Origin of the sequence: Variovorax sp. W1I1, assembly GCF_030815625.1 — a bacterium.
Classification (GTDB): Bacteria; Pseudomonadota; Gammaproteobacteria; order Burkholderiales; family Burkholderiaceae_C; genus Variovorax; species Variovorax paradoxus_C.
This window is the reverse complement of record NZ_JAUSWZ010000001.1, coordinates 2,628,917-2,651,369: the sequence shown is the minus strand read 5'-3', so window position 1 is coordinate 2,651,369 and position 22,453 is coordinate 2,628,917. Positions and strand designations below refer to the sequence as shown.

The 22,453-nt window shown below is 66.6% G+C and carries 21 protein-coding genes; 17 read left to right on the top strand and 4 right to left on the bottom strand.

Annotated elements, in window-relative coordinates; translation table 11 throughout:
- Nucleotides 1-442 precede the first annotated feature (442 nt).
- From QFZ83_RS12445 to QFZ83_RS12410, 8 genes are all read left to right on the top strand, one after another.
- Nucleotides 443-847 (top strand): type IV pilin protein, encoded by a 405-nt coding sequence (locus QFZ83_RS12445; RefSeq protein WP_307506705.1) that lies wholly within the window; start codon nt 443-445, stop codon nt 845-847.
- An 8-nt stretch (nt 848-855) separates the two neighbouring features.
- Complete coding sequence (locus tag QFZ83_RS12440) at nt 856-1,413, top strand: pilus assembly protein (RefSeq protein ID WP_307506703.1); 558 nt, start codon at nt 856-858, stop codon at nt 1,411-1,413.
- Entirely contained in the window at nt 1,410-2,549 is a 1,140-nt protein-coding gene (locus tag QFZ83_RS12435) for a PilW family protein (protein WP_307506701.1), read from the top strand. Before QFZ83_RS12440 ends, QFZ83_RS12435 begins: the two co-directional genes overlap by 4 nt.
- Nucleotides 2,546-3,103 carry a PilX N-terminal domain-containing pilus assembly protein gene (locus tag QFZ83_RS12430; RefSeq protein ID WP_307506699.1) on the top strand — a complete coding sequence of 186 codons (558 nt, stop codon included), beginning with the start codon at nt 2,546-2,548 and terminating at the stop codon, nt 3,101-3,103. Before QFZ83_RS12435 ends, QFZ83_RS12430 begins: the two co-directional genes overlap by 4 nt.
- Before the next feature lie 47 nt (nt 3,104-3,150).
- Complete coding sequence (locus tag QFZ83_RS12425; protein WP_307506697.1) at nt 3,151-6,228, top strand: pilus assembly protein; 3,078 nt, start codon at nt 3,151-3,153, stop codon at nt 6,226-6,228.
- A gap of 7 nt (nt 6,229-6,235) precedes the next feature.
- Complete coding sequence (locus tag QFZ83_RS12420) at nt 6,236-6,769, top strand: GspH/FimT family pseudopilin (RefSeq protein ID WP_307506694.1); 534 nt, start codon at nt 6,236-6,238, stop codon at nt 6,767-6,769.
- Between the two features lie 126 nt (nt 6,770-6,895).
- The gene (locus tag QFZ83_RS12415) at nt 6,896-7,729 is read left to right on the top strand and encodes a DUF6502 family protein (protein ID WP_307506692.1); all 834 of its coding nucleotides are present in this window, start codon (nt 6,896-6,898) and stop codon (nt 7,727-7,729) included.
- Nucleotides 7,726-9,090 (top strand): DUF5666 domain-containing protein, encoded by a 1,365-nt coding sequence (locus QFZ83_RS12410; protein WP_307506690.1) that lies wholly within the window; start codon nt 7,726-7,728, stop codon nt 9,088-9,090. Before QFZ83_RS12415 ends, QFZ83_RS12410 begins: the two co-directional genes overlap by 4 nt.
- Before the next feature lie 193 nt (nt 9,091-9,283).
- On the opposite strand, the gene QFZ83_RS12405 is transcribed toward QFZ83_RS12410, so the two are convergent.
- Nucleotides 9,284-9,541 (bottom strand): AlpA family transcriptional regulator, encoded by a 258-nt coding sequence (locus QFZ83_RS12405; RefSeq protein ID WP_307506689.1) that lies wholly within the window; start codon nt 9,539-9,541, stop codon nt 9,284-9,286.
- A 589-nt stretch (nt 9,542-10,130) separates the two neighbouring features.
- Here QFZ83_RS12405 and pabB point away from each other — a divergent pair.
- The 3 genes from pabB to QFZ83_RS12390 all read left to right on the top strand — a co-directional run bounded on the left by pabB (nt 10,131) and on the right by QFZ83_RS12390 (nt 13,923).
- Nucleotides 10,131-12,323, top strand: a complete 2,193-nt coding sequence (pabB, locus tag QFZ83_RS12400) for an aminodeoxychorismate synthase component I (RefSeq protein WP_307506687.1) — start codon at nt 10,131-10,133, stop codon at nt 12,321-12,323.
- Nucleotides 12,316-13,179, top strand: a complete 864-nt coding sequence (locus QFZ83_RS12395; RefSeq protein ID WP_307506685.1) for a DMT family transporter — start codon at nt 12,316-12,318, stop codon at nt 13,177-13,179. Before pabB ends, QFZ83_RS12395 begins: the two co-directional genes overlap by 8 nt.
- 147 nt (nt 13,180-13,326) lie before the next feature.
- Nucleotides 13,327-13,923, top strand: coding sequence for an acyl-homoserine-lactone synthase (locus QFZ83_RS12390; RefSeq protein WP_307506683.1), 597 nt, complete (start codon nt 13,327-13,329; stop codon nt 13,921-13,923).
- A 43-nt stretch (nt 13,924-13,966) separates the two neighbouring features.
- On the opposite strand, the gene QFZ83_RS12385 is transcribed toward QFZ83_RS12390, so the two are convergent.
- Nucleotides 13,967-14,677 carry an autoinducer binding domain-containing protein gene (locus tag QFZ83_RS12385; RefSeq protein WP_307506681.1) on the bottom strand — a complete coding sequence of 237 codons (711 nt, stop codon included), beginning with the start codon at nt 14,675-14,677 and terminating at the stop codon, nt 13,967-13,969.
- A 248-nt stretch (nt 14,678-14,925) separates the two neighbouring features.
- On the opposite strand from QFZ83_RS12385, the gene QFZ83_RS12380 reads away from it, so the two are divergent.
- A complete protein-coding gene (locus QFZ83_RS12380; protein ID WP_307506679.1) occupies nt 14,926-15,903 on the top strand; it encodes a helix-turn-helix domain-containing protein in 978 nt (325 codons plus the stop codon).
- Between the two features lie 108 nt (nt 15,904-16,011).
- Here QFZ83_RS12380 and QFZ83_RS12375 read toward each other — a convergent pair whose 3' ends face one another.
- Together QFZ83_RS12375 and QFZ83_RS12370 are read right to left on the bottom strand one after the other, a co-directional pair.
- Nucleotides 16,012-16,911 carry a ParB/RepB/Spo0J family partition protein gene (locus QFZ83_RS12375; RefSeq protein WP_307506677.1) on the bottom strand — a complete coding sequence of 300 codons (900 nt, stop codon included), beginning with the start codon at nt 16,909-16,911 and terminating at the stop codon, nt 16,012-16,014.
- Nucleotides 16,908-17,696, bottom strand: coding sequence for a ParA family protein (locus tag QFZ83_RS12370; RefSeq protein ID WP_307506675.1), 789 nt, complete (start codon nt 17,694-17,696; stop codon nt 16,908-16,910). The genes QFZ83_RS12375 and QFZ83_RS12370 overlap by 4 nt, the downstream gene beginning before the upstream one ends.
- Nucleotides 17,697-17,994: 298 nt before the next feature.
- Between QFZ83_RS12370 and QFZ83_RS12365 the strand changes: the two genes are divergently transcribed.
- From QFZ83_RS12365 to QFZ83_RS12345, 5 genes are read left to right on the top strand one after another with little or no spacing between them, the layout of a single operon-like run.
- On the top strand, nt 17,995-18,495 hold the full coding sequence (locus QFZ83_RS12365) for a hypothetical protein (protein ID WP_307506673.1): 501 nt from the start codon (nt 17,995-17,997) through the stop codon (nt 18,493-18,495).
- Nucleotides 18,492-18,824 carry a TrbC/VirB2 family protein gene (locus QFZ83_RS12360; protein WP_307506671.1) on the top strand — a complete coding sequence of 111 codons (333 nt, stop codon included), beginning with the start codon at nt 18,492-18,494 and terminating at the stop codon, nt 18,822-18,824. Before QFZ83_RS12365 ends, QFZ83_RS12360 begins: the two co-directional genes overlap by 4 nt.
- Before the next feature lie 13 nt (nt 18,825-18,837).
- Entirely contained in the window at nt 18,838-19,206 is a 369-nt protein-coding gene (locus QFZ83_RS12355) for a type IV secretion system protein VirB3 (RefSeq protein WP_307506668.1), read from the top strand.
- Between the two features lie 12 nt (nt 19,207-19,218).
- The gene (locus QFZ83_RS12350; RefSeq protein WP_307506665.1) at nt 19,219-21,726 is read left to right on the top strand and encodes a VirB4 family type IV secretion/conjugal transfer ATPase; all 2,508 of its coding nucleotides are present in this window, start codon (nt 19,219-19,221) and stop codon (nt 21,724-21,726) included.
- Complete coding sequence (locus tag QFZ83_RS12345; protein ID WP_307506662.1) at nt 21,719-22,450, top strand: type IV secretion system protein; 732 nt, start codon at nt 21,719-21,721, stop codon at nt 22,448-22,450. The genes QFZ83_RS12350 and QFZ83_RS12345 overlap by 8 nt, the downstream gene beginning before the upstream one ends.
- Nucleotides 22,451-22,453: the final 3 nt, after the last annotated feature.

The following is a 22,453-nucleotide window of genomic DNA, read 5'->3' as shown; positions in this document are numbered from 1 at the left end:
GGATAGGGCTCGCACATGAATTGGGCAAACGCCCCAACCTTCGACCCAGGCAGTCGCCTTGACGTCTGTAGGACGCCGAGCGCGACCTTCGCGCCTGAAGTCGTGCCCCACTGAACCCGTTCCCCACGTTTCGGCTGGTTCCATGTGAAGGACCGCGGTATCACGGCAGCAAAGGCGACGGCGCTCGCAATCGCATCGTCGCGAATCATCAGGAACGAAACGTCTGACCGGCGGGACCGGCGCTAGGACCAGATGTCCGTTGTCGCGACGCCGGGCTGTGCTGGGTGCAAGCACCAAGCCCTCCCTTTAGGAAGGCTATGGCCCTGCCCTCCGTCCGCCGACGATTCAGGCGATCCGCACTTGCCACAAAGTTGTGTAACTTTGTTATTAATGTGATAAATTCACATTTTAACAATGTGAAACATCTAGGTAACGCCCCGTGATGAAACAGCCTTCGCACGCGCGCCCTCACGGCGGCTTCACGCTGATCGAATTGATGATCACGGTCGCGATCGTGGCCATCTTGGCCTCGATTGCGCTTCCCAGCTATCGGCAGTACGTCATCCGGTCCAAGCGTTCTGCAGCGCAGGCGCAGATGATGGATATCGCGAATCGCCAGCAGCAATTCCTGCTGGCGAACCGCAGATACGCCGACAAGACCGCCCTCACCGCCAGCGGCTACGCCCTGCCCTCCGAGGTCGGCGTCAACTACAGCTATGACATCACCCTGTCCACCGGCGACGCTCCGGGCTACACGCTGACATTGACACCACAGGACGGCCAGGCAAGCGACGGTTCGCTCACGCTCAACAGCGACGGCGTGAAGACGCCGGCGGGCAAATGGTGAGCACCGTGATGCCTACCTGCAGCCGGCGTCTGCAGCGCGGCGCGGGCTTGCTGGAAGTGCTCGTCGCGCTGATCGTGGTGTCGTTCGGCCTCTTCGGCCTAGTTGGGCTTCAGGCGCGACTTCAGGCATCGGAGATGGAGTCGTACCAGCGGTCGCAGGCGCTGATCATGTTGAACGACATGTCCAATCGCATCGCGATCAATCGCCGCGTGGCCGCCAGCTACGTCACCACGGATGCGCTGGGCAGCGGGGGCGCGTGTCCCTCGGCCACCGGAACGCGCCAGCAAGTAGATGCCGCCGAATGGTGCAACGCGCTCAAGGGTGCCGCCGAGACCTCGGGCGGCAGCCAACTCGGCACAGTGATCGGCGGACGCGGCTGCGTGCAGGACATGGGCAACAACGAATACCTTGTGACGGTCGCCTGGCAGGGGCTGATTCCGATCAGCGCGCCTCCCAACGGCGTGGCCTGCGGCAAGAACCTGTACGACACGGCCGGCACCCGCTGCGTGAACGACCTGTGCCGAAGGACGGTCACCACGCTCGTGCGCATCGGGGCCCTGTCATGAGGCGCGCGCACCGTTCGCCGCGCAGCTTGCAGCGCGGCCTGACCCTGATCGAACTGATGGTGTCGATCACCATCACGCTCATCGTGACGGCCGCACTGCTCGCGCTGTTCCTGAACGTGAACAACACCCAGCGGGAAATGGAGCGCGTGAGCCGGCAGGTCGAGAGCGGCCGCCTCAGCATCTTCCTGCTGGAGAACGAACTCGCGCATGCCGGCTTCTGGGAGAACTACATGCCCCAGTTCGACGACCTCACGGTCAACGGCGTCCCGGAAAACGTACCCACCGGCACACCGCCCGATCCATGCCTTGCCTATTCGGCGGCCAACTGGACCGACGACTACAAGCGCAAGCTCCTCGATCTGCCCGTGCAGAGCTACGAGACGGTGCCCGCCAGTTGCGCCGACCTGCTCAAGAACAAGAAGGCCAACACCGACGTGCTCGTGGTGCGCCACGCCGAGACCTGCCTGCCCGGCGCGCCGAACTGCGGCGCGGACACCCTGGGCGCGCTGTATTTCCAGTCGTCGCTGTGCGGCACGCAGAAGTCATCGTCGTTCGACCTGTCCACTGCCGGCTTCGGAAACATGCTGAGCAAGGACTGCACGACGCCGTCGCCCAAACGCAAGCTCATTGCCGACATCTATTACGTGCGCGACTACGCCGACACCGTCGGCGACGGCGTGCCGACGCTTGCTCGCTCGCGTTTCGACCTCGCGGCTGGCGTGCTGGCGCAGCAGCCGCCCGTGCCGCTGATCGAGGGCGTGGAGGGATTCAGGGTCGAACTCGGGCTCGACACCGTCGGCAAGACCAGCGGGGCCGTCAACTATGCCGCCGCCATCGACTGGGCCGATCCGGCCAACAAGCTGACCCCGGCCAATCGCGGCGACGGCAGCCCCGATGGCGACTTCGTGCATTGCAGCGCGGCGGCACCCTGCAGCGCAGACCAACTGGTCAACGTGGTGGCCGTGAAGCTCCACGTGCTCGCGCGCAGCCCAGAGGTGTCGCCGGGCCACACCGACACGCGCACCTACAACTTGGGCGCGGCCACGCTGGGCCCGTTCAACGATCACTACAAGCGCCATGCCTTCATCACCACCGTGCGGCTTACCAACGTGACCGGTCGGAGGGAAACCCCATGAACGGCACCCCGCGAACGGCACACCGGCAAAGGGGCATGGCGCTGATCATTGGAATGATCATGCTGGTGCTCATCACGCTCGCCGTCACGACGGCGTTCAACGTGAGCAGTTCCAACCTGAAATCGGTGGGCAACCTGCAGACCCGCAACGAGGCCGTGGCCGCGGCCAACCGTGCCATCGAGGAAGTGGCCAGCAGCCTGCTGGTGCCCAATTCCGACGGCAGCCCTTCGACGACGCCGCCCCAGCAGACTGTGAGCCTGGTGGACATCAACAACGACGGCATCACCGACTACACGGTGGTCGTCGCGCCGCCGGTGTGCGTGCGCGCCACCAAGGCCATCGACACCGCCGGCGGCACCGTGATCGGCCCGAGCGGCATCACCGGCGGCGCTTCCAGCACCGGCTCGGGGCTCTCCACGCTGCCCGACCAATACAACTCGGTGTGGGACATCAGCACCACCGTGACCGATGCGACCACCGGCGCAGCGACCGCAGTGCGCCAGGGCGTGCGCGCGCTGCTGAACAAGGCGCAGTTCGAAGCCCTGTGCCCCTGATCGGCACGCCCCCCTCGAATCACTGGACGACGAACGGATCGATCACCATGACAAAGAATTTCTTCGCGCCGCTGTGCGCCGCCGCTGCCTTGCTGGCCCTGTCGCCCGGCGCGGCGCTCGCGGAGGACATCGACCTCTTCGTGGGCTACAACCAGGCCGCCACCCAGGCACCCAACGTGCTGTTCGTGCTGGACAACACGGCCAACTGGAACCAGCCGTTCACTGCGGAGATCGCCGCGCTCGCCAGTGCCTTCGAAAGCCTGCCGGCCAACAAGTTCAAGGTCGGGCTGATGATGTTCACCGAGAGCGGCGGCGGCAATTCCAATTCCGACGGCGGGTATGTACGGGCGGCGGTGCGCACGCTGGACGACGGCACCAAGGTCAAGTACGGCGCCCTCATCCGGAGCCTGGACAAGCTCGGCGACAAGTCCAACGGCGGCAAGGCCGGCAAGACGATGGCCGAGGTCTACCGCTACCTGGCCAGCGCAGCCCCGATCGCCGGCAACAACAAGCTGAAGGCCGACTACAGCGGCAGCGTCTACGGCACCGCCGCATCGAAGGCCGTGTATGCATTGCCGCGCAACGCGCTCAACGCCATCAACAGCACCACCTACGTCGGGCCGAGCACCGAAAATTGCGTCGGCACCTTCGTCATCTACATCAGCAACGGCGCGGCGCAGGACAACAGCAACGACAGCCAGACGTCCGCCGACGCCCTGCGCGCCGCGGGCGGCAGCACCACGCCGATCGTGCTGAACCCGAGCGGTTCGCAGGACAACATGGCCGACGAATGGGCGAGATTCCTGCAGACCAGCATGGGCGTGAAGCTCTACACCATCGAGGCGGCCAAGGCGAGCGGCGGTCAGGGTCCGGGCTGGACCGCCCTGCTCAACAGCATGGCCAAGCAAAGCGGCGGCGAGTACTACGACATCTCGGCCGACCCGGACCTGGGCGCCTCCCTGAGCGGCGCGCTGGACGACATCTTCAGCAAGATCCAGTCGGTCAACAGCGTGTTCTCCTCCGTGAGCCTGCCGGTGAGCGTGAACACGCAGGGCACCTACCTGAACCAGGTGTTCGTCGGCATGTTCCGTCCCGACCAAGATGCATTGCCGCGCTGGAACGGAAATCTGAAGCAGTACAAGCTCGGCCTGGACAAAAGCAACCAGCTCATCCTTCAGGATGCAGCAGGCGTGAATGCGGTGAACAACCAGACCGGCTTCGTGGCGCCTTGCGCGCGCAGCTTCTGGACCCCGTTGCCGAGCGACACCGATACCTACTGGAGCTTCCGCACGTCGGGCGACTGCCTGGGCAAGGAAGCCGCCGACAGCCCCGACGGCAACGTGGTCGAGAAAGGTGCGCAAGGCTACATGCTGCGCCGCCTCGCCGTGGCCAGCCGCAACATAAAGGCGTGCACGAGCGCGGCCTGCACGGCGCTCACCAGTTTTGCCGATGCCAACGCCGCCATCACGCAAGCCGCCCTGGGCGTACAGAGCACCACCGAGCGCACCAACCTGATCAACTGGGTGCGCGGCGCCGACGACAAGGGCGACGAGCGGGTCGACGCGAGCGGCAATCCGCTCACTTCCACCGCAATGCGCGCCTCGGTCCACGGCGACGTCGTTCACTCGCGGCCGGTGGCGGTCAACTACGGCACCGACGCGCAGCCGCAGGTGGTGGTTTTCTACGGCGGCAACGACGGCGTGCTGCGCGCGATCAACGGCAACCGGTCCGCAGCCATCGGCTCGGCGGCGGCGGGCGACGAATTGTGGTCTTTCGTGCCGCCGGAGTTCTACGGCAGCTTGAAGCGCCTGTACGACAACAGCACCCGCATCAACTTCCCCGGACTGCTGACAACCACCGGCAGCCCCGCACCCAAGCCGTACGGCATGGACGGCGCCGTCGCTGCGTATAAACAGAACACCACCGCCTGGCTCTATGCAAGCATGCGCCGCGGCGGACGGCAGATTTATGCGTTCGACGTGTCGGACCCCGCGGCGCCCAGCCTCAAGTGGCGCAAGGGCTGTCCCAATCAGGACAACGACACCGGCTGCGACAGCGGCATGCAGGGCATCGGCCAGACATGGTCGGCACCAAAGGTCGTGAAGGCGTCCGGCTATGGCGGCGGCAACAGTCCGATCGTGATGTTCGGCGGCGGCTACGACAAGTGCGAGGACGTCGATGCCACCTTGGCCGCGCAGGCCTGCGGCAGCGGCACCAAGGGCAATCGCATCTATGTGCTGAACGCGGACACCGGCGCGCAGCTCAACACCACCTTCACCACCGATCGCGCGGTGTCCGGCGAGGTGACCGTGATTGCCGACGCACAGGGCCTGGCACGTTTCGCCTATGCAGCGGACCTGGGCGGCAACCTGTACCGCATCACCATCGGCAATGCGGCGCCGGGAAGCTGGAGCATGACCAAGATCGCGTCGCTCGGCTGCGACACCGTCTCGACCTGCACGCCCAACCGCAAGTTCATGTTCGGGCCCGACGTGGTCGAGGACAACGGCGTGTTCGTCGTCCTGGTGGGCTCGGGCGACCGGGAGAAGCCGCTGCGCTACTACAACGCGGCGCTCGGCGTGGCCAACCGCTTCTACATGCTGGTCGACAAGCCCTCGGATTCGGATGCCTGGCTGGCCTCGGAATCGGCGAACTGCGGCAACACGGCGGTGCTGTGCCAGGCCTCGCTGGCGGCGATCACCGGCTCGGCCACGCCGACGGCGAGCGAACTCGCCAACAAGAAGGGCTGGTACCTGGCATTGGCCCCTGGCGAGCAGGTGGTGACATCCTCGGTGACGGCCTACGGCGTGACCACGTTCAACACCCACACGCCTACTGACCCGAACGTGCGGCAGTCGTGCCGCGCCGACCTGGGTACGGCGAACGTCTACAACGTGTCCTACGCCAATGCGGCGCCGCAGGGCACCAACGGTCGATTCCAGAACGTCGTGGGCGGCGGTCTGGCCCCATCGCCGGTGGTGGGCCGCGTGCAACTGGACGACGGCAGCATGCGCGACGTGGTGATCGGCGCCAATCCCGATTCCTTCCTGAGTCCCAAGGGCGCCACCCCCAAGTCGGCGTTCAAGCAGCCCAAGGGCCGGGTGTACTGGTTCATCCAGAAATAGGCCCGCCGTGATCCGCAAACTTGTCCCTCCATGCTGGCGCCGCCGTGCGCTGGGGCCGGGCGGCTTCACGCTGGTCGAGCTGATGGTGACCCTGACCGTGCTGGTGGTGCTGATCGCGATCGCGGTGCCCTCGTTCGATGGCGTGCGCCTGTCTAGCCGGCTCAACGCCTACGCCACCGCGCTGGTTGCGGGCGGCCAGCTCGCGCGCAGCGAAGCCATCAAGCGCAATGTGCCGGTGACGCTGTGCGTCTCGGCAGACGGCGCGAACTGCGGCACCACGGGGCAATGGGAAACGGGCTGGATCGTCCTGGCCGGCACCACGGTGCTGCTCCAGCAGCCCGCCGCCGCCGGCGGCTACCAACTGCGCGACGGCGGCGGTGCGAGTGTTCTCGTCTTCCAGCCGACCGGCGTGGGCGCCAGCCCGGCCGGTATTACGATCTGTCGCGCCTCGCCCACAGCCAGTCAGGCCCGCTTGGTTAGCATCAGTGCCACCGGCCGCACTGCCGTCAAGCGCTTGAGCGATGGCGCTTGCGCGAGTTAGCCCCCAGACTGTCGCCCTGCTGCTTTCGCTCAAGTGCGGTTCAGGTCCGCGGGAGGTTGACGGTCGTCGCCGGCATTGCACTCCCTCCTTTTCGAATCACGCTTTCAGGAACAGACACCTAGCTTCATGGAACACCGGCTGGACTGGGCCCTTGCCGCCTGCGCTCGCATTCTTCGACCCGTGGTCAGGCTCGCCCTCGCGATGGGGGTCAAGCATCCCCACCTGGAGGCGCTGCTGCGCGACCTGCTGATCGAGGAGGCCCAGCGCTCCTGGCGCACGCAAGGCGTGCCCAGTCCCAACCTGAGCCAGCTGTCCATCACGACCGGCTTGAACCGCAAGGCCGTGACGGCCAAGGTGCGGGCCACCGTCGATCCGCTGCCCCATACCGAGCTGTCGGCAGCCGCCAAGACGTTCACGCTGTGGTTGCAGATGCTCACCGAAAGCCCGACGTTCCGACGCCTGCCCGTCACGGCCGGTCAGGAGGGACCTTCGTTCGAGGCGGTGGCCCGCATGGGCACCCGCGGCAATGTTCACCACCGAACCATCCTGGACGAGCTGATCCGGCTGAACATGGTGGCCGAGAGCGACGGCGTGGCCGAACTCATCACCGACGGCTTCGTGCCGGTGCAGGATCTGCAGTCGATGCTGGCTTTCCTCGGCGACAACGGCCGCGACCACCTGCTGGCGGCCGTCTCCAACACGCTGGGCGAGCAGCCGCGGATGCTGGAGCGCGCGGTGTACGCGCGCGGCCTGACGCTGCAGGAGTGCGAACAGATTCACAACTTGGTGCGCGAGCGCTGGTCGGCACTGCACCACGAGCTCGCGCAGCAAATGACGCAGGCCGTCGACCACGCCCCGGCGGGCGCCAAGGGGCGCATCCGGGTCGGCATCTATACCTACTACGAAGACGAGAGCGCACCGCCCTCGAATGTTTCCGCGAAAGGCGAGCACAAATCATGAACACGACAACGACACCCCGAAGATTCATGCTGGGCTTGCTATCGGCCTGCTTCATGGCCCTGCTGCTGTCCTGCGGAGGCGGTGGAGGCGGCGGCGGTTCGGTCGCGGGGGCCGGCATCGGCGCCGGAGCCGCTGGCAGCGGCGCGGGCGATGCCAGCGCAGGCACAGGCACAGGCACTGGTGGCGATACCGGTACGGCCGGCAGCGGCGGCGCCGGAGACGCCGGCGGAGGCTCCGGGGACACCGCCAGCAATGGCAACACCGACGGCTCTGGCGTCGGTTCGGGCGGAACCGGCGCGACCGCGGCCGCTGCCGGCGTCGGCACGGCGGACGGCCTGGGCAGCATCATCCTGAACGGGCTTCGCTACAACACCGACACCGCCGCCATCACAGTGGAAGACGCCCCCGAACTGCAGATCGGCATGACCGCCCGGGTGGCCGGCAAGGTCGATCCGGACTTCACCAGCGGCATCGCGGCCCAGGTCGTTTCCGCGGCCGAACTGCGGGGCGCCGTCTCGAGCATCGACGTCGCCGGGGGCAGCTTCGCCGTGATGGGAATCAGCGTCAGCATCGACGCGGCCACGGTCTGGGCCGATGCGAGCGGGCTGGCGAGCGTGGTCGACGGCAGCCTGGTCCAGGTGTGGGGCCTGCCCGGCGCGCCCGGCACCCTGCGCGCGACCCGGGTGCAGATCTCGCCCACGCTGACCGACCCGTTGGTCACGGGCTCCGTGCAGAACCTGGATGCGGCACGCAAGACCTTCAACCTGGGCCAGTTGACGGTGAACTACGGTGCCGCCAGCCTCGCGGGCATCGACCCATCGGCGCTAGCCAACGGCGTCATCGTCCGGGCTCGCGGCAACGCCGCGCCGGTGGCCGGGGTGTTCGGGGCCGCCAAGGTCGAGGGCTGGTACGCCATCCCGCTGAGCGAGGGCACCGCGGTGCAGGTGGCGGGCGTCATCACCGATTTCTCCTCGCGCGGCGCCTTTGACGTACTGGGCACGCCTGTGGATGCCACCAATTCGCTGATCAACGGCGGCCCCGTCACCACCCTCGGCAACGGCGTGAAGGTGGAGGTCGACGGCTTCATGTCCGGTGGCGTGCTGGTCGCCAAGAAGCTGCGCATCCGCAATGTCCCGGGGACGGGCGGTCCGGCGTCTTTCACGCTGATCGGCGCGATCGGCACCTACCATTCCCCTGCCGACTTCCGGGTGCGCGGCCAGCCGGTGAACGCCAGCGGACCGAGCTCGGTCTTCGAGAACGGCACGGTCGCAAACCTGGGCGACGGCCAGCGCGTGACGATCGTGGGAGACCGCGTCGTCGACGGCGTCCTGATCGCTCAGAAAGTGACGTTCAATCCCTGAGGCGGAGGGGCGTCCCGCGCCGCCCCTTTTCCATACGCGCCTTGGGCATCGTTCTTGTTTGTCTCGAGCAGGACGTTCGCCGTTCACCCAGAGCAACAAAGCCCTGCACATCTCCGGCTGTCCTAGACGAGGCGCTTCGCGTCAACGTCGCGGACCACTTATTGGACCGACGGTATCGGCGCACGCGCCCGGCTCAAGCCATCGGCGATTCGGGTGGGTTCGAATATCTCTCCGGATCCTCAATCCACCGCTGAAGCGCGGCGCGCGGCCACCGACAGGCGCGCACTCCCAGATGTACAGGTGGCGGGAACTTGCCTTCGGCAATTCTTCGATACACGGTGGCACGACTCAATGCAGTGATGCGAATCACGTCAGCCATGCGGAAAAACGCAGGAGCGCCGACAGACTGTAGACCGAGTTCGCGAGGGTTGACATGGTGTTCGGGTTGCATGACAGATCCTTCATGGTTGCCGTGCTTTCAAGCCGAGCATTGTTTGAGATGAAGTGCCTCGCTTGAAGCGCCGAATGGAAGCAGAACCAGTGCCCCCGCCAGAGTGAAAGCGCACTGCGCAGGGATCGAAAATCGCTATCCAACCCAGCGGCAGCCTCTTTTCAAAATCGTCTTCCGCATGGATGTGCTTCTAGCGTGCGACGAGGTGCCACCTTGGGCAACTGTGACTTTTGAGAGGCCTCTGAAGACTGCCAGATGGCTCGATGGCGCGCGGGCGTCTCAGTTCCAAAAGCGCCTCAGCGCTACATCAGGCCTGTGCCGGCCAGTGACCCAGCGTTGACTGTGCGTCCTAAGCGGGCATCGAAGGACCGTCTCTGCTCCCCTCTACATACAGCGAGACCGCGTGGGCGACGTTCCTGCGCACCGTGATCGAGGTTCAGGGCAGAGGATGGGTGACCCTGATCTACCAGGCACCTGTAGCCTCCTGCGGCAACCCACCCCATGCCGAGCAACTAGCACATTGCGCAGTTGCGGCGCCGGTTCGGATCTTCAACGATGCACAGCCCTGCCTACCGCCAAGGAGCATTCCATGCGCACGCTGCTGATCGACAACTACGACTCGTTCACCTACAACCTCTACCAGTACCTGGCGGCCTGCAACGGTGAACCACCGATCGTGCTGCGAAACAACGAGATGCACTGGGACGAAGTCGAGCGCATGCACTTCGACAACATCGTAATTTCGCCGGGGCCCGGGCGTCCGCAGCGACGCACTGATCTCGGCATCTCGGCCGACGCGCTGCAGCATTCCCGCAAACCCGTGCTCGGTGTCTGCCTCGGCCACCAAGCCATCGCCCATCACTGCGGCGCCCGCGTCGACTTGGCGGTGCGACCGATGCATGGGCGTCTCGATCGTGTGTCGCACGCGCAGCGCGATCTCTTCGCCGGCATTCCAGACCGCTTCGAGGCGGTGCGCTACCACTCCCTCGCGGTTACGCAGCTGCCCTCCTCCCTTGAGCCACTCGCCTGGACGTCCGACGGCACATTGATGGGATTGCGCCATGTCTCGCTGCCCTGGTGGGGGGTGCAGTTCCATCCGGAGTCGATCTGCACCGAATTCGGCGCGCGGCTGCTGCGCAACTTCAGGGACTTGACGCTGGAATGGCTCGCGCAGGCGCCGCGACGCGAGGCACGGGATCGCTTCGGACCCGCACTGCACCTTGATGGTCCGCAGGCCTTGTCGCTGCACGCGGAGTGCATCGACACCACGGCGGACGCCGAGGCCGTCTTCATGAGCACCTTCGCGCACAGCGATTGCGCTTTCTGGCTGGACAGCAGCCTCGCCGAGGCCGGGCGAGCGCGCTTCTCCTTCATGGGCGATGCGAGCGGTCCGCGCACCCAGGTACTGAACTACCGCACCGCGCCGCGCGAACTGATGGTGCGCCGCGGCGACGTCGTTCAGGTGCGCGACGAAAGCATCTTCGACTATCTGCGCGACCACCTCCCGGGCCAGTCGCCAGCGGGTCCGAAACTCCCCTTCGATTTCGCCTGCGGCTTCGTGGGCTACTTCGGCTACGAACTCAAGCGCGAGCTCGACGGTGCACGCGCCCACGACGCGGACACCCCGGACGCGATGTGGATCCTCGCCGACCGCTTTCTTGCCTTCGACCATCTCGAGCAGCAGGCATGGATCGTCTGCCTCGATGAGGACGCACCATGCAACGAAAACCGCCGCTGGATGCAGGCCATGCGCGAGCGGCTTGAAGCCCCACAGGTGGCGGCGCCGGAGGACGGCGCCGATGCGGCGCGGGAACTGCGTTCATTGGCCTGGCGGGTGGACCTGGCGACCTACCGGGATCTCATCCTGCGCTGCCAGCACGAGATCCTGCAGGGCGAGACGTACGAGGTCTGCCTCACGAACCAGCTCGTCGGCGAAGGACGTATCCACCCGCTGGAAATCTATCGGGTTCTGCGCCGGCACAACCCGGCACCTTATGCGGCCTACCTGCGCATCGGCGGCTATGCCGTGCTGTGCGCCTCACCCGAGCTCTTCCTGCGCATCTCCGGCGACCGAGAGGTGGAATCGAAGCCCATCAAGGGGACCGCGGCGCGCGGCGCGACGCCGGCCGAGGACGAGGCGATCGCGGACGCCATGGTCGCCGACGAGAAGACCCGCGCGGAGAACCTGATGATCGTCGACCTGCTGCGCAACGATCTCAACCGTGTCTGCGAAGTCGACAGCGTTCACGTGCCGAGCTTGTTCGCAGTCGAGACCTATGCCACCGTGCACCAGTTGGTCAGCACCATCCGCGGCCGGTTGCGTGCCGACCTCGGAACGGTCGACTGTGTGCGCGCCGCGTTCCCCGGCGGCTCCATGACCGGTGCGCCCAAGGTGCGCACGATGAAGATCCTGGACGAACTCGAAGATGCTGCCCGCGGCATCTACTCGGGCAGCATCGGCTATCTGTCGCTCAACGGCGCGGCCCAGCTGAACATCGTGATTCGCACGCTGGTGTCGGCCAACGGACGAATCTCCATTGGTGCCGGTGGCGCCATCGTCGCGATGTCCGATCCCGATGCGGAAGTCGACGAGATCGTTCTGAAGGCACAGGCGCTGTGGGACGTCCTCAGGCGCTGCGGTGCGCCGCTCGGTCGGCGGCCGGGAACCGCGCCGGATGCAAGCGGCGCAGGCGATACCCTCCCCCCGATCGGCGCAGCACAGGCGCCCGCCCCCGCGGCTGCGCAGCCCCCCTCGACGCCGCCTCCGGCCTCTCATGGCTAGCGCACAGGCCAACCGCCGCGGGATCCTGCTCATGTTGGTGGCCATGGGCTGTTACGTCCTCAACGATGTCTTCGTGAAGCTGGTCGCGCAAAGCCTGCCGCCCGGGCAGGTTCTTGCCGTGCGCGGCGCATTCGCCACCGTCTTCGTCCTGGCCCTCGCCCGCGGGTCGAGAGCTGGCTGGCAAACTGCACTGCGCCCGCTCGTGGGGGTGCGCTGCGGCCTCGAGGTCACAACCGCTCTGGCCTCCGTGGTCGCCTTGTCCCTGGCGCCGCTTGCCACGGTCAGCACGCTCATGATGACCGCGCCACTGATGATCGCCGCCACCGCGATGGCGCTGCGGTGGGAGCCCTGGCGCGGTGGGCGTCTGTTGGCTGCAGCCGCGGGATTTGGTGGCGTGCTGCTGGTCATCCAGCCAGCCGCGCGGCCGGATGTCCCCGCGGCCGGTCTTGCCTGTGCGCTCTTGTGCGCGGTCTCGTTGGCAGCGCGCGATCTGGTGACGCGGCGCATACCCCCCACGATCCCTTCGTCGACCATTGCGGTCGCGACCACGCTCGCGGTGTGCCTAGCGGGCCTGCTGATGGGCCTCGCGGAACGCTGGACGGCACTCACGCGATACGAGCTCGGCATGCTCGCGGCGGCTGCAGGTTGCGCGGCGCTGGGCAACTACGCGCTCATCGTCGCCTGCCGCGGCGTGGATCTCTCGGTCGTCACACCTTTTCGCTACAGCCTGATCGTCTGGGCTCTGCTGCTGGGATACGCGATCTGGGGCGACATGCCCCGTCCCCAGGCCGCCATCGGCGTGGTGCTGATCGTCGCGGCCGGCGCCTTCACCGTTTGGACAGCGCGTCGCCCGTAGATAAAAAGTCCGAACTGTCCCCGTGCCACCGTGCCGCTGGCGGTTGATGGTGCGCTCGTCGCGGCGTTCGCCGCCCTATCAACTCTGACAGTGTCCCCGCGTCTGTCATCACGCTGTAATGCGGGCCTCATTCAACGAGGTGACCTCATGGAGATCATTGCGGGAACGATCGACTCTTTCACGGCAGACGTGCTGTTCGACATGGCGCGCTACCGGCACGAGGTTTTCGTCGAAAAGCTGGGCTGGAAGCTCGCTACGCGCGGCCGGCTGGAACTGGACGAATTCGACCGGAAGGACACGATCTACCTGATCGCGCGCAATCCGGACGGCGAGATCGTGGGCACGAGCCGCCTCTTGCCCACGCACCGGCCCTATCTGCTCGCCAGTGTCTTTCCTCAACTGCTCGGCGACACGCCCGCGCCCTGCTCGCCCGACGTCTGGGAACTGTCGCGATTCGCCGCTGCCGATTGGATGCGGTTCGGAGCGGGCGGGAGTCCACATGGCTGGTCGCTCTCGCTGGACATGCTGAGCGTCGCGATGCGGACCGTGGCCAAGCAGGGTGGACGACGACTCATCAGCGCCTCCCCACTGGGCATCGAGCGCATCCTGCGTCGCACCGGCCTGTCCGTGCGCCGCGCAGCGCCGCCGGTGCTGATCGAGGGCCAGCATCTCTTTGCCTGCTTCATCGATGTGGACACGAGCTGGTGTCCGCGCCGCGACCGACACGCCGACGCAGTCGGTTGAGCACTCCGCATCCGGGCTGGCGCGCCCCCTTGCGGCCCTCCACTCAGTTCAGGAGCCCGAGCCGTGAAGCGACCGCCGCAGCCGCGCTCTTGGTGGGCGCGCCCAATCTGGCCATGGCGTTCTGCAAATGAAATTCGACCGTGGGTTTCGAGATGCAGAGGATCGAAGCGATCGCGTCGCTCGTCTTGCCATCGCCCGTCCAGCGCAGCACCTCGACCTGGCGTCCGCTCAGCGGCTCGATCCCCTCGAGCGGGCTGCCGCCCAGGAGGCGGCAGAACGCGCGGTGGGCGGTATGGACCAGCCACTGCAGCAAGAGGTCCTTGGCGAGCATCTCTGCGGCTGTCAGCGGTTCGCTCGACCTCGCAAGCGTCAGCATGCCGACCCGCGCGTCGGGCTCAAAGACCGATTGCGCCCAGCCAACGCGCAGGCCGAACGAGCGCGCTTCGTCCCACATCTGCGGGGCGTTCCGGAAGACTTCGTTGTTCCAGACCACGGGCGTGCCGCTGTGCACGCCGTGAGCGACCGTGGGATCGACCTGGAGGTATCCGGCGTCGATGTAACGGCGGTTCCACCGCTCGTCGTAGGTGCTGAACATCGAGGTCTTCTGTCGGGTGAAGGGCACGAGCGTGCGCAGCCCGTAGGCGCAGTGCTCGAAGCCGAGGTGCCTGGTTGCCACGCTGATCTGCGCGAGCACCTCCGACGGCTCGCTTGCCTGGTTCAACCGACCGAGAACATCCTGGGTCCAATCGTTCATAGGTGCGCTTCCTGCGTCGTCGGCACCCCCGCCTTTTCGCGAGCAAGTCGGCCGGCCTGCTGCTTGCACCCGGCGGCCACTCAGCATGTGATGGAGGCAAGGGTGCGACAGTCTAGAAGCGCCCCGCCCAGCCCGGAGGCAAAATTCACCACCATTTCTGCCAATCTCGCGAGCTCCGCTTCGCGCACTGGCGCAGTGCGGCGTAGCGTCGTGAGATTCGGGATTGATCCTCGCTACGGTGGCTACTCATGATGCACAAGGTCTGGTTCCTGCTGCTTCCCGGATTCCTTCTTCTCGACATCATCCGCATGCTCGCGGTCTTCAAGGCTGCCAACGCTGCCTTGCGCAGGACGCGCGGCAAGCTCGGCGGCTACGACGTCCGATTGGCCTCGGCAACGGGCGGTCACGCCCTGAGTTCAAGTGGCGTGGCACTCTCGACACGTGCATTGCCGCATCGGCTCGTCGGTCGGGCGAGCACGCTCTTCATCAGTGGCGAGCCCGATCCGGGCTCGGCGGGGCCGGTAGGCGTGCGGCGCCTGCGCGAATGGCTCTCCCGCAACCGGAGGCAGCTATGCCGCTGCGCCGTCATGGGCGCCCGATCTTTGCTGCCGCGTGCGCCGGACGTCCACGCCGTGCGGCGGCAAGACCGTGCGGCGGCGCCGGCACTGCGAATCGGGCCGCGCCCAGACCACGCAGCCTGCACCAGAGCGCATGACTGGCAGGTCATCGAACCGGACCAGGCGGAAGGCCTGGCGTTGTCGTGGATCGCGCAGGACCGAGGTGCCGCGTTTGCGGACATGCTCGCCGCGCGCTTTGCCGTGCCACGCGGCCGTCGCTGCGGCATGCCACGCCGTCGCCGGGTGCCGATCGAGCCGCCCGCGAGCGACGCGCGGATCGGCACGCTGCATCTGTGGATCGGGGCGCATCTGCAGGAGAACCTCAGCGTCGCCCGGTTGGCGCAGAAGGTCCACATGTCCACGCGTTCCTTCGCACGCTTCTACGAACGCGCGACGGGGCTCTCGCCCGGACGGGGCCTACAGCAGATCCGCCTCGATGCCGCCTGCCGTCTGCTCGAGACGAGCCCACTTCCCCTCAAGACCATCGCTGGGCAGTGCGGCTACGGGTCCCAGGAGGTGATGCGCCGAGCCTTCGTTCGCGACCTGCAGATGACGCCGCGCGAGTACCGGCGGCGCCACGCCACCATGAAAAGTGCAGGCGCGGCATAGCAGTGAGGAGGTCTCACACGCGCCACAGCGACTGCCCGTTGCCAGACCGCCCGCCGCGACGCGTCCACACGTCGGGTGCCGATGACTCGTCGACCGACAGCCGCATCGCTAGTCTTCCGTGGCCCAGCACACCAGCCGCAATTCCGCCAGCGGCAGCAAAGCACGCGTGCCGTCGCCGAAGCGGACCTCCCCGACGTTGCCGTCCTTCGCCTTGATGCGCAGCGACCCGCGCCTTCCACCATGCTCCACCACAAGCACCGTGCGCCCGGCGCTGATGACCCGGGAGAGCCCTTGCCCGGGCGCCGCCGGCGCTGAGTCACGGACCGACTGGGGCGATGGCGGGCGATGTCTTGTCTGCGCACGCCCGATCGGCCCGCCCCGCGCGAGCAGCTCCTCAAGCTCGTGCGGGCGATCGCTGGCGATGGCCACCAGCTCGTAGAGCACTCGCACGTCCTCGCCGACCCTCCCCGCCTCCACCGCCTGCCGCAATTGCGGCGGTGCGTCGCTGAGCCGAGCGGCCTCGGTGATGAATGAACGCGGCTTGCCCAAGCGTCGCGCGATCTCGGCGCGGGAGTGGCCTTCCTTTTCCCGATCGGTGATGAAGGAAGCCAGGTCGAATGGCGACATGTCCTCGCGGTGCAGGTTTTCCGCGGCCTGGGCGAACGGGTCGACCCGCTCGTCCACGAACGCCGGGACTGTGGCGAGCCCTGCCTGGCGCGCGGCGCGCACCCTGCGTTCGCCGCGGTTGACGATGTACCGGTCCTTATGTTCGGGATGACGTCGCAACGATACCGGCTCCAGCACGCCGTGCTCTCGGATCGATGCGGCAAGTTCCTCGATGCGTTCATTCCGGATGCGACGGCGCGGCTGGCGAGGGTCGAAGTCGATGCAGTCGAGCGCCGCCTGCATCGGTTCGCCCACGGCCGCAGAGGTCGCCTCGCCCGTGAGCAGATCGGCAGCCCTGAACTGCGACAGCCCACTCAGGTCCAGCCCGTCGGTCGCATTCATGGCTGCTCTTGCGCAGGCACGGGCTCCTTCGAGGCGTCGATGCGTTGCTGCAGCAACTCGAAGGCCCGCATCACCTCGAGGCTCGCCTCGCGCGCCGCGCTCTTGGGCAGCCGCCACACGGGCACGCCCGCCGCCAGCGCCTCGGGAATGGCCGAGCGTGTCGAGATCCGAGCCGGTATCACGAACTCACGGAAGTTCAACGCCAGATCCTGCACCGCGGCCTTCTGCCGCAGCGAATGCGGATTGAACCGGTTCAAGAGGATGGCCGCCAACCGCAGCTGCGGGTTGTAGCGGCGCCTGACGCCGAAGATGGTTTTGAGCATGTCGGCGACGCCATCGATGCTGTACTCCTCGAGTTCGATCGGGCAGGCCACGGCATGGCCAGCGATCAGCGCCGCGCTCATGCGCAAGCCCAGTGCCGGCGGCGTGTCGATCACCACCGCGTCGAATTCCTGCGCCAGGCGAGTCACGTTCCTGCGGAATGTGGGAATCACGACGTCCGCCCTCGCGAGTTCGACGTCGGCCAGCCTCTTGCCGCCTGGCACGAGGGAAATGGTCTGCGGGCAGGCCGGGACGATCGGGCCCATGTCCCCCCCGAAAAGCTCCACCGCCTCAACGATCGCCGGGGCGCTGCGCAGCGATTTGGAGCTGTTCGCCTGCGCATCGAGGTCGATCAGGCACACCGATTGGCGTCGCACATCGGCCAGCCAGCATGCGTACAGCACCGCCAGGGTCGACTTGCCGACGCCGCCTTTCTGGTTCCCGAAGATGACCACGTTGCCCATGACTTGCTCCTCAGGCTCGGCCAAAGATGCGCGGACCTCTACGCCACACGCGGCGCACTGCGAACGCCACTGAGACATGCGACAGCGCTGTCCCAACGCACGGGGCCCTGCTCGTTGGTCCGATGGATCGCCACGCCGCGTCGCTCACGAATATCGTCCCCTCGCGCTTTGCGATGCCACTGTCAAAAACGATAGTCGACACACGCATGCGCGGAGGCGGACATTGCGCCCCATGCAAGCACCCGATGTTCAACGCAGGCAGGCAACCGACAAAGGCCGACACGCGGCCAGGCTTCCCGTGCTTGTTGTCGCTGGCTTGATGACGCACGCCTGCGTCCCGTGGGCGCAGGCCGAGCCCGGCACATCCCAGGTCGTTGGTCCCCAGCAGCAGGCGGCGCGCGACCACGATCGCATCACAATCCTTCGCGAAGAGCTCAGGAAGTCGCAAGCGCAGTTGGAAGATCTCGTGCGCCGCAAGACCGAGCGGCTCGCCGCGTCCGATACGCAGGCAGCGACCGAGGCCGAGGCGCAGCGCGTTCGCACGCTCGGCGACATCGCCGCCCTCCAGCGAGAGATCGCGGCCGCCTCGGGTACCTCCACCCAGACCGCGGTGGTCGAAGCCATGGCCGCGCATGTCAACAAGAGCCCTGCCCCCGCCGGCAAGCGCGCGGCGCCGACCCCATGGTGGGACGTCTACGGCAGCAGCCGGCGCATGGACCCGTCGGCACCAGTCTCTCTCTCGCCCCCGTCCGGGCAAGTGCCCGCGGGACCTTCCTCGGCCACTGGAGTCTCGCCATGACCGCATGCTCGATCCACCACAACCGGCGCGCAGCGCGCTTCGGCGTCCGAACCCGATGGAGCGGATGCCTGTTCATCGCCCTGCTCGCCTTCGCCCCCGCGGGAGCCGCCTGGGCCGGCAGCCCGTTTGCCACCGGCGCCAACGCGACCCAGCAGCAACTCGTCGCCATCCTGACACCGCTGGCGGCCGTCGCCGTGATGGTCTCCGGCGCCATGGCCTGGTTCGGCCGCCTGAGCTGGTGGTGGATGGTCGCCGTCGTGATCGGCACCGTGCTGGTCTTCGGCGGCCCCCAGATCGTCTCCTGGATCCGCGGCCTGTTCGGGGTGTGAGGGAGAGCGAACCGTGAATCGCAACCAAGGCATCACCGCGGATCCTCTGTTCGTCGGCATGACACGACCGTCGATGGTCTGGGGCGTCACCTACTCGGCCATGATGTTCAACATCGTCGTCACGACCGAGTCGTTCATCGTGACCAAGAGCCTCGCGTGGGTGCTGGCCTTCGTGCCGATCCACGGGGTGCTCTACCTGGTCTGCCTGTACGAGCCGCGCTTCTTTGATCTGCTGCAGCTGTGGGGCCGCACGCGCCTGCCCGCCATGCTCGGCGGCAACCTGCGGCTCTGGCGCGCGAACTCGTACAGCCCCCTGGCGCTGGACATGCCTGATTGGCGGGGACGGCGCCGCATGCGGACGCCGCCCGTGGCGGTGGTCTGACCCGGGGTCGCCATGAAGCTGCTGTCACGCTCCGAGCACATGCTGCGCCGCGAGGCCGGCGCGGCAACCATGATCCCGCTGTCGTCGCACGTGGACGAGCATGTGGCCCGCACGCGCGCAGGCGACTATGTGCAGACGCTGCGCCTGGCCGGTACGAGCTTCGAAAGCGCGGACGACGATGAGATCAATAGCTGGCACGAGCGCCTCAACGTTCTGCTGCGCAACGTCGCCTCGCCCAACCTGGCCCTGTGGACCCACGTGATCCGGCGTCGCGAGACAGGCTATCCGGCCGGGCGGACGGTCCCCGGCTTCGCCGATGAAATCGAGCAGCGGTATCGCTGCAAGATGGCCGGCGAGCGGCTGATGGTCAACGAGCTCTACCTGTCGGTCGTCTACCGACCGCAGCCGACCCGCATCGGCAACGCCGCGCTTCGGGTCTTCAAGCGCGCGGACGCGGAAGGTGCGCAGGCGGAACTGCGCGATGCCCTCGACGCCTGCGGCAAGCTGCGCCAGGAACTGATCGCGGCCCTGGAGCGCTACGACCCCGAAGCCCTGGGCATCTATCGGCTGCCCGACGAGGAGGTGCTGTTCTCCTCGCTGATGGAATTCCACGGCCTGCTGGTCAACGGGGAATGGCAGCGCATGCCACTGCCACGCGCGCCCCTGAACGAGGTCCTGGCCACCACCCGGCCCTTCTTCGGCAACGAGGCCATGGAATACCGCACGGGCACCCAGACGCGGATCGGGGCCTTCCTCGGCATCAAGGAATACCCCACGCCCACGGCGCCCGGCATGTTCAGCGCCTTGCTCACCGCGCCCTTCCCCTTCGTCCTCACGCAAAGCTTCACATTCCTGGCCAAGAGCACGGCCACCGACATGACGAGCCGCCAGCATCACCGGATGGCGTCGGCCGGCGACCTAGCGGTCTCGCAGGCCGAGGAGCTCAAGGACGCGCTGGACGACCTGATGAGCAATCGCTTCGTGATGGGCGACCACCACTTCAGCCTGCATGTGCTGGCCGACACCTACGACGGCGTCGGCGAGGCCGAGGGCCGGCCCCGCCTCAAGCAGCTCAACGACAACGTGGCCAGCGCCCGCTACCTGCTGGGCGACACGGGAATGGTCGTGGCGCGCGAGGATCTCGCGCTGGAGGCGGCATTCTGGGCGCAGCTGCCGGGAAACTTTGGCTACCGCAGCCGCAAGGCGCCCGTGACCAGCCGCAACTTCGCCGCGATGTCGCCCTTCCACAATTTCCCCACCGGCCGCGCCACGGGCAACTACTGGGGCGATGCGCTGGCCATGTTCATGACGCGTGCCGGCTCGCCCTACTACTTCTCGCTGCATGCGAGCGACCCGCGCAGCCCGGACGGCGGCAGCCGCCGCGACGTCGGACACATCACCGGCGTCGGGCCGGTCGGCACCGGCAAGACCACGCTGCTGGGCTTCTGCATGGTGGCGATCTGCAATCGCCTCGACGCCACGCAGGTCATCTTCGACAAGGATGAAGGGCTGCACATCCTGGTGCGCGCACTGGGCGGACGGTATCTCCCGCTCAAGAACGGTGTGCCGACCGGCTGCAATCCGTTGCAGCTCGATGATGCGGCCGCCGACAACGTCGAGTTCATGCGGCAGTGGCTCAGGCGCCTAGTCATGCGCACGCCGAACGACACCTTGAGCGTCCGTCAGGAAGACGACCTCGATCAGGCGCTGCATGGCACCCTGAAGCTCGATCCGCCCTTCAGGCGCCTGTCCCGCCTGTCCGCCTTCCTCGACATCACCGATCCCGAAGGGATGCACGCGCGCCTTCGCAGATGGTGTGCCTCGGAGCGCGGCGACTATGCCTGGGTCTTCGACAACGATCGCGACGACGTGGCGCCGCTGCTGGCCCGGCACGCCCTCGTCGGGTTCGACGTGACCGACTTCCTCGACAACGAAGTCGTGCGCGCACCGCTGACCATGTACCTCTTTCATCTGGTCAACCGGATGGTGGATGGGCGCCCGCTCGTGTGCTGGATGGACGAATTCGCGAAGCTCCTGAACGACTCGGCCTTCGCGAAGTTCGCCAAGAACGGCCTGGAGACCTGGCGCAAGAAAAACGCGAACATCGCCACCTTCACCCAGAGCACCAGCCATGTGCTCGATTCCGGCATCGCCCGCGCAATCGTCGAGCAGACACCCACGAAGATCCTGTTCCCCAATCCGGAGGCGGACTACGACGAATACACCCAGGGATTCAACCTGACGGACCGCGAGTTCGCACTCATCAAGCAGGAGCTTGAGCCCGGCTCCCGGCAATTCCTCATCAAGCAGAACCATGTCAGTGTGGTCGCGCAACTCGATCTCCATGGCTTCGATGACGCCCTGCACGTCATTTCCGGGCGCACCAGCAACGTCCGCCTCATGCGCGAGTGCATGGCGACCTCCGGCCCCGATCCCGACCAATGGCTGCCGCCTTTCCGCAAGGCGCTGGCTGGCCACCCTTCCCGTTCGCCCTCACACCAGGAGAGCTCCCATGCGTAGGTCTGTTGTTGCCCTCATCGTCGCGGCGGCCTCGCTTGCACCGCTGCACGCGAAAGCCGGAATCCCGGTGATCGACGTCACCGCCGTCGCCAACCTGATTCAGCAGGTCATGTACTGGCAGCAGCAGATCTCCGGGATGCAGAAGCAATACGACCAACTGAAGGAATCCAAGGACCAGCTGACCCAGACCCACAACGCGATGACGGGGAGTCGGGGCATGGAGCAGGTGTTGCCCACCTCGGAGCTCGCGCGCAACTACCTGCCGCCCAGCTATGGCGAGCTGATGAACACGCTCAACGGCAGTTCAGCCGGCTATGCGGGGCTGGCCAACCAAGTGCAGTCGATCACGAGAGCCAACAGCATCCTCTCGGGGACGCAGATGGAGGCGCTCAGTCCAGAGTTGCGGCAGATCGTCGAGCAAGGGCGGCAATCGGCAGCACTGCTCAACGGCATGACCCAGAGCGCGTACCAGAACACCAGCCAGCGCTTCTCGGCGCTGCAACTGCTGATCAGTCGCATCGCTTCCGCACAGGACCCCAAGGCGATCCAGGACCTGCAGGCAAGAATCCAAGCCGAGCAGAACATGCTCACCAATGAGCAGACAAAGCTGCAGAGCCTCTATCAGATTGCAAGGGCCGAGGAAGCGGCCCAGCAGCAGCGCCTGCGAGAGCGTGCGGCCACAGATGTAGGCAGCGTGAGGACCATGTCAGTGGTGAGCTATTAGATC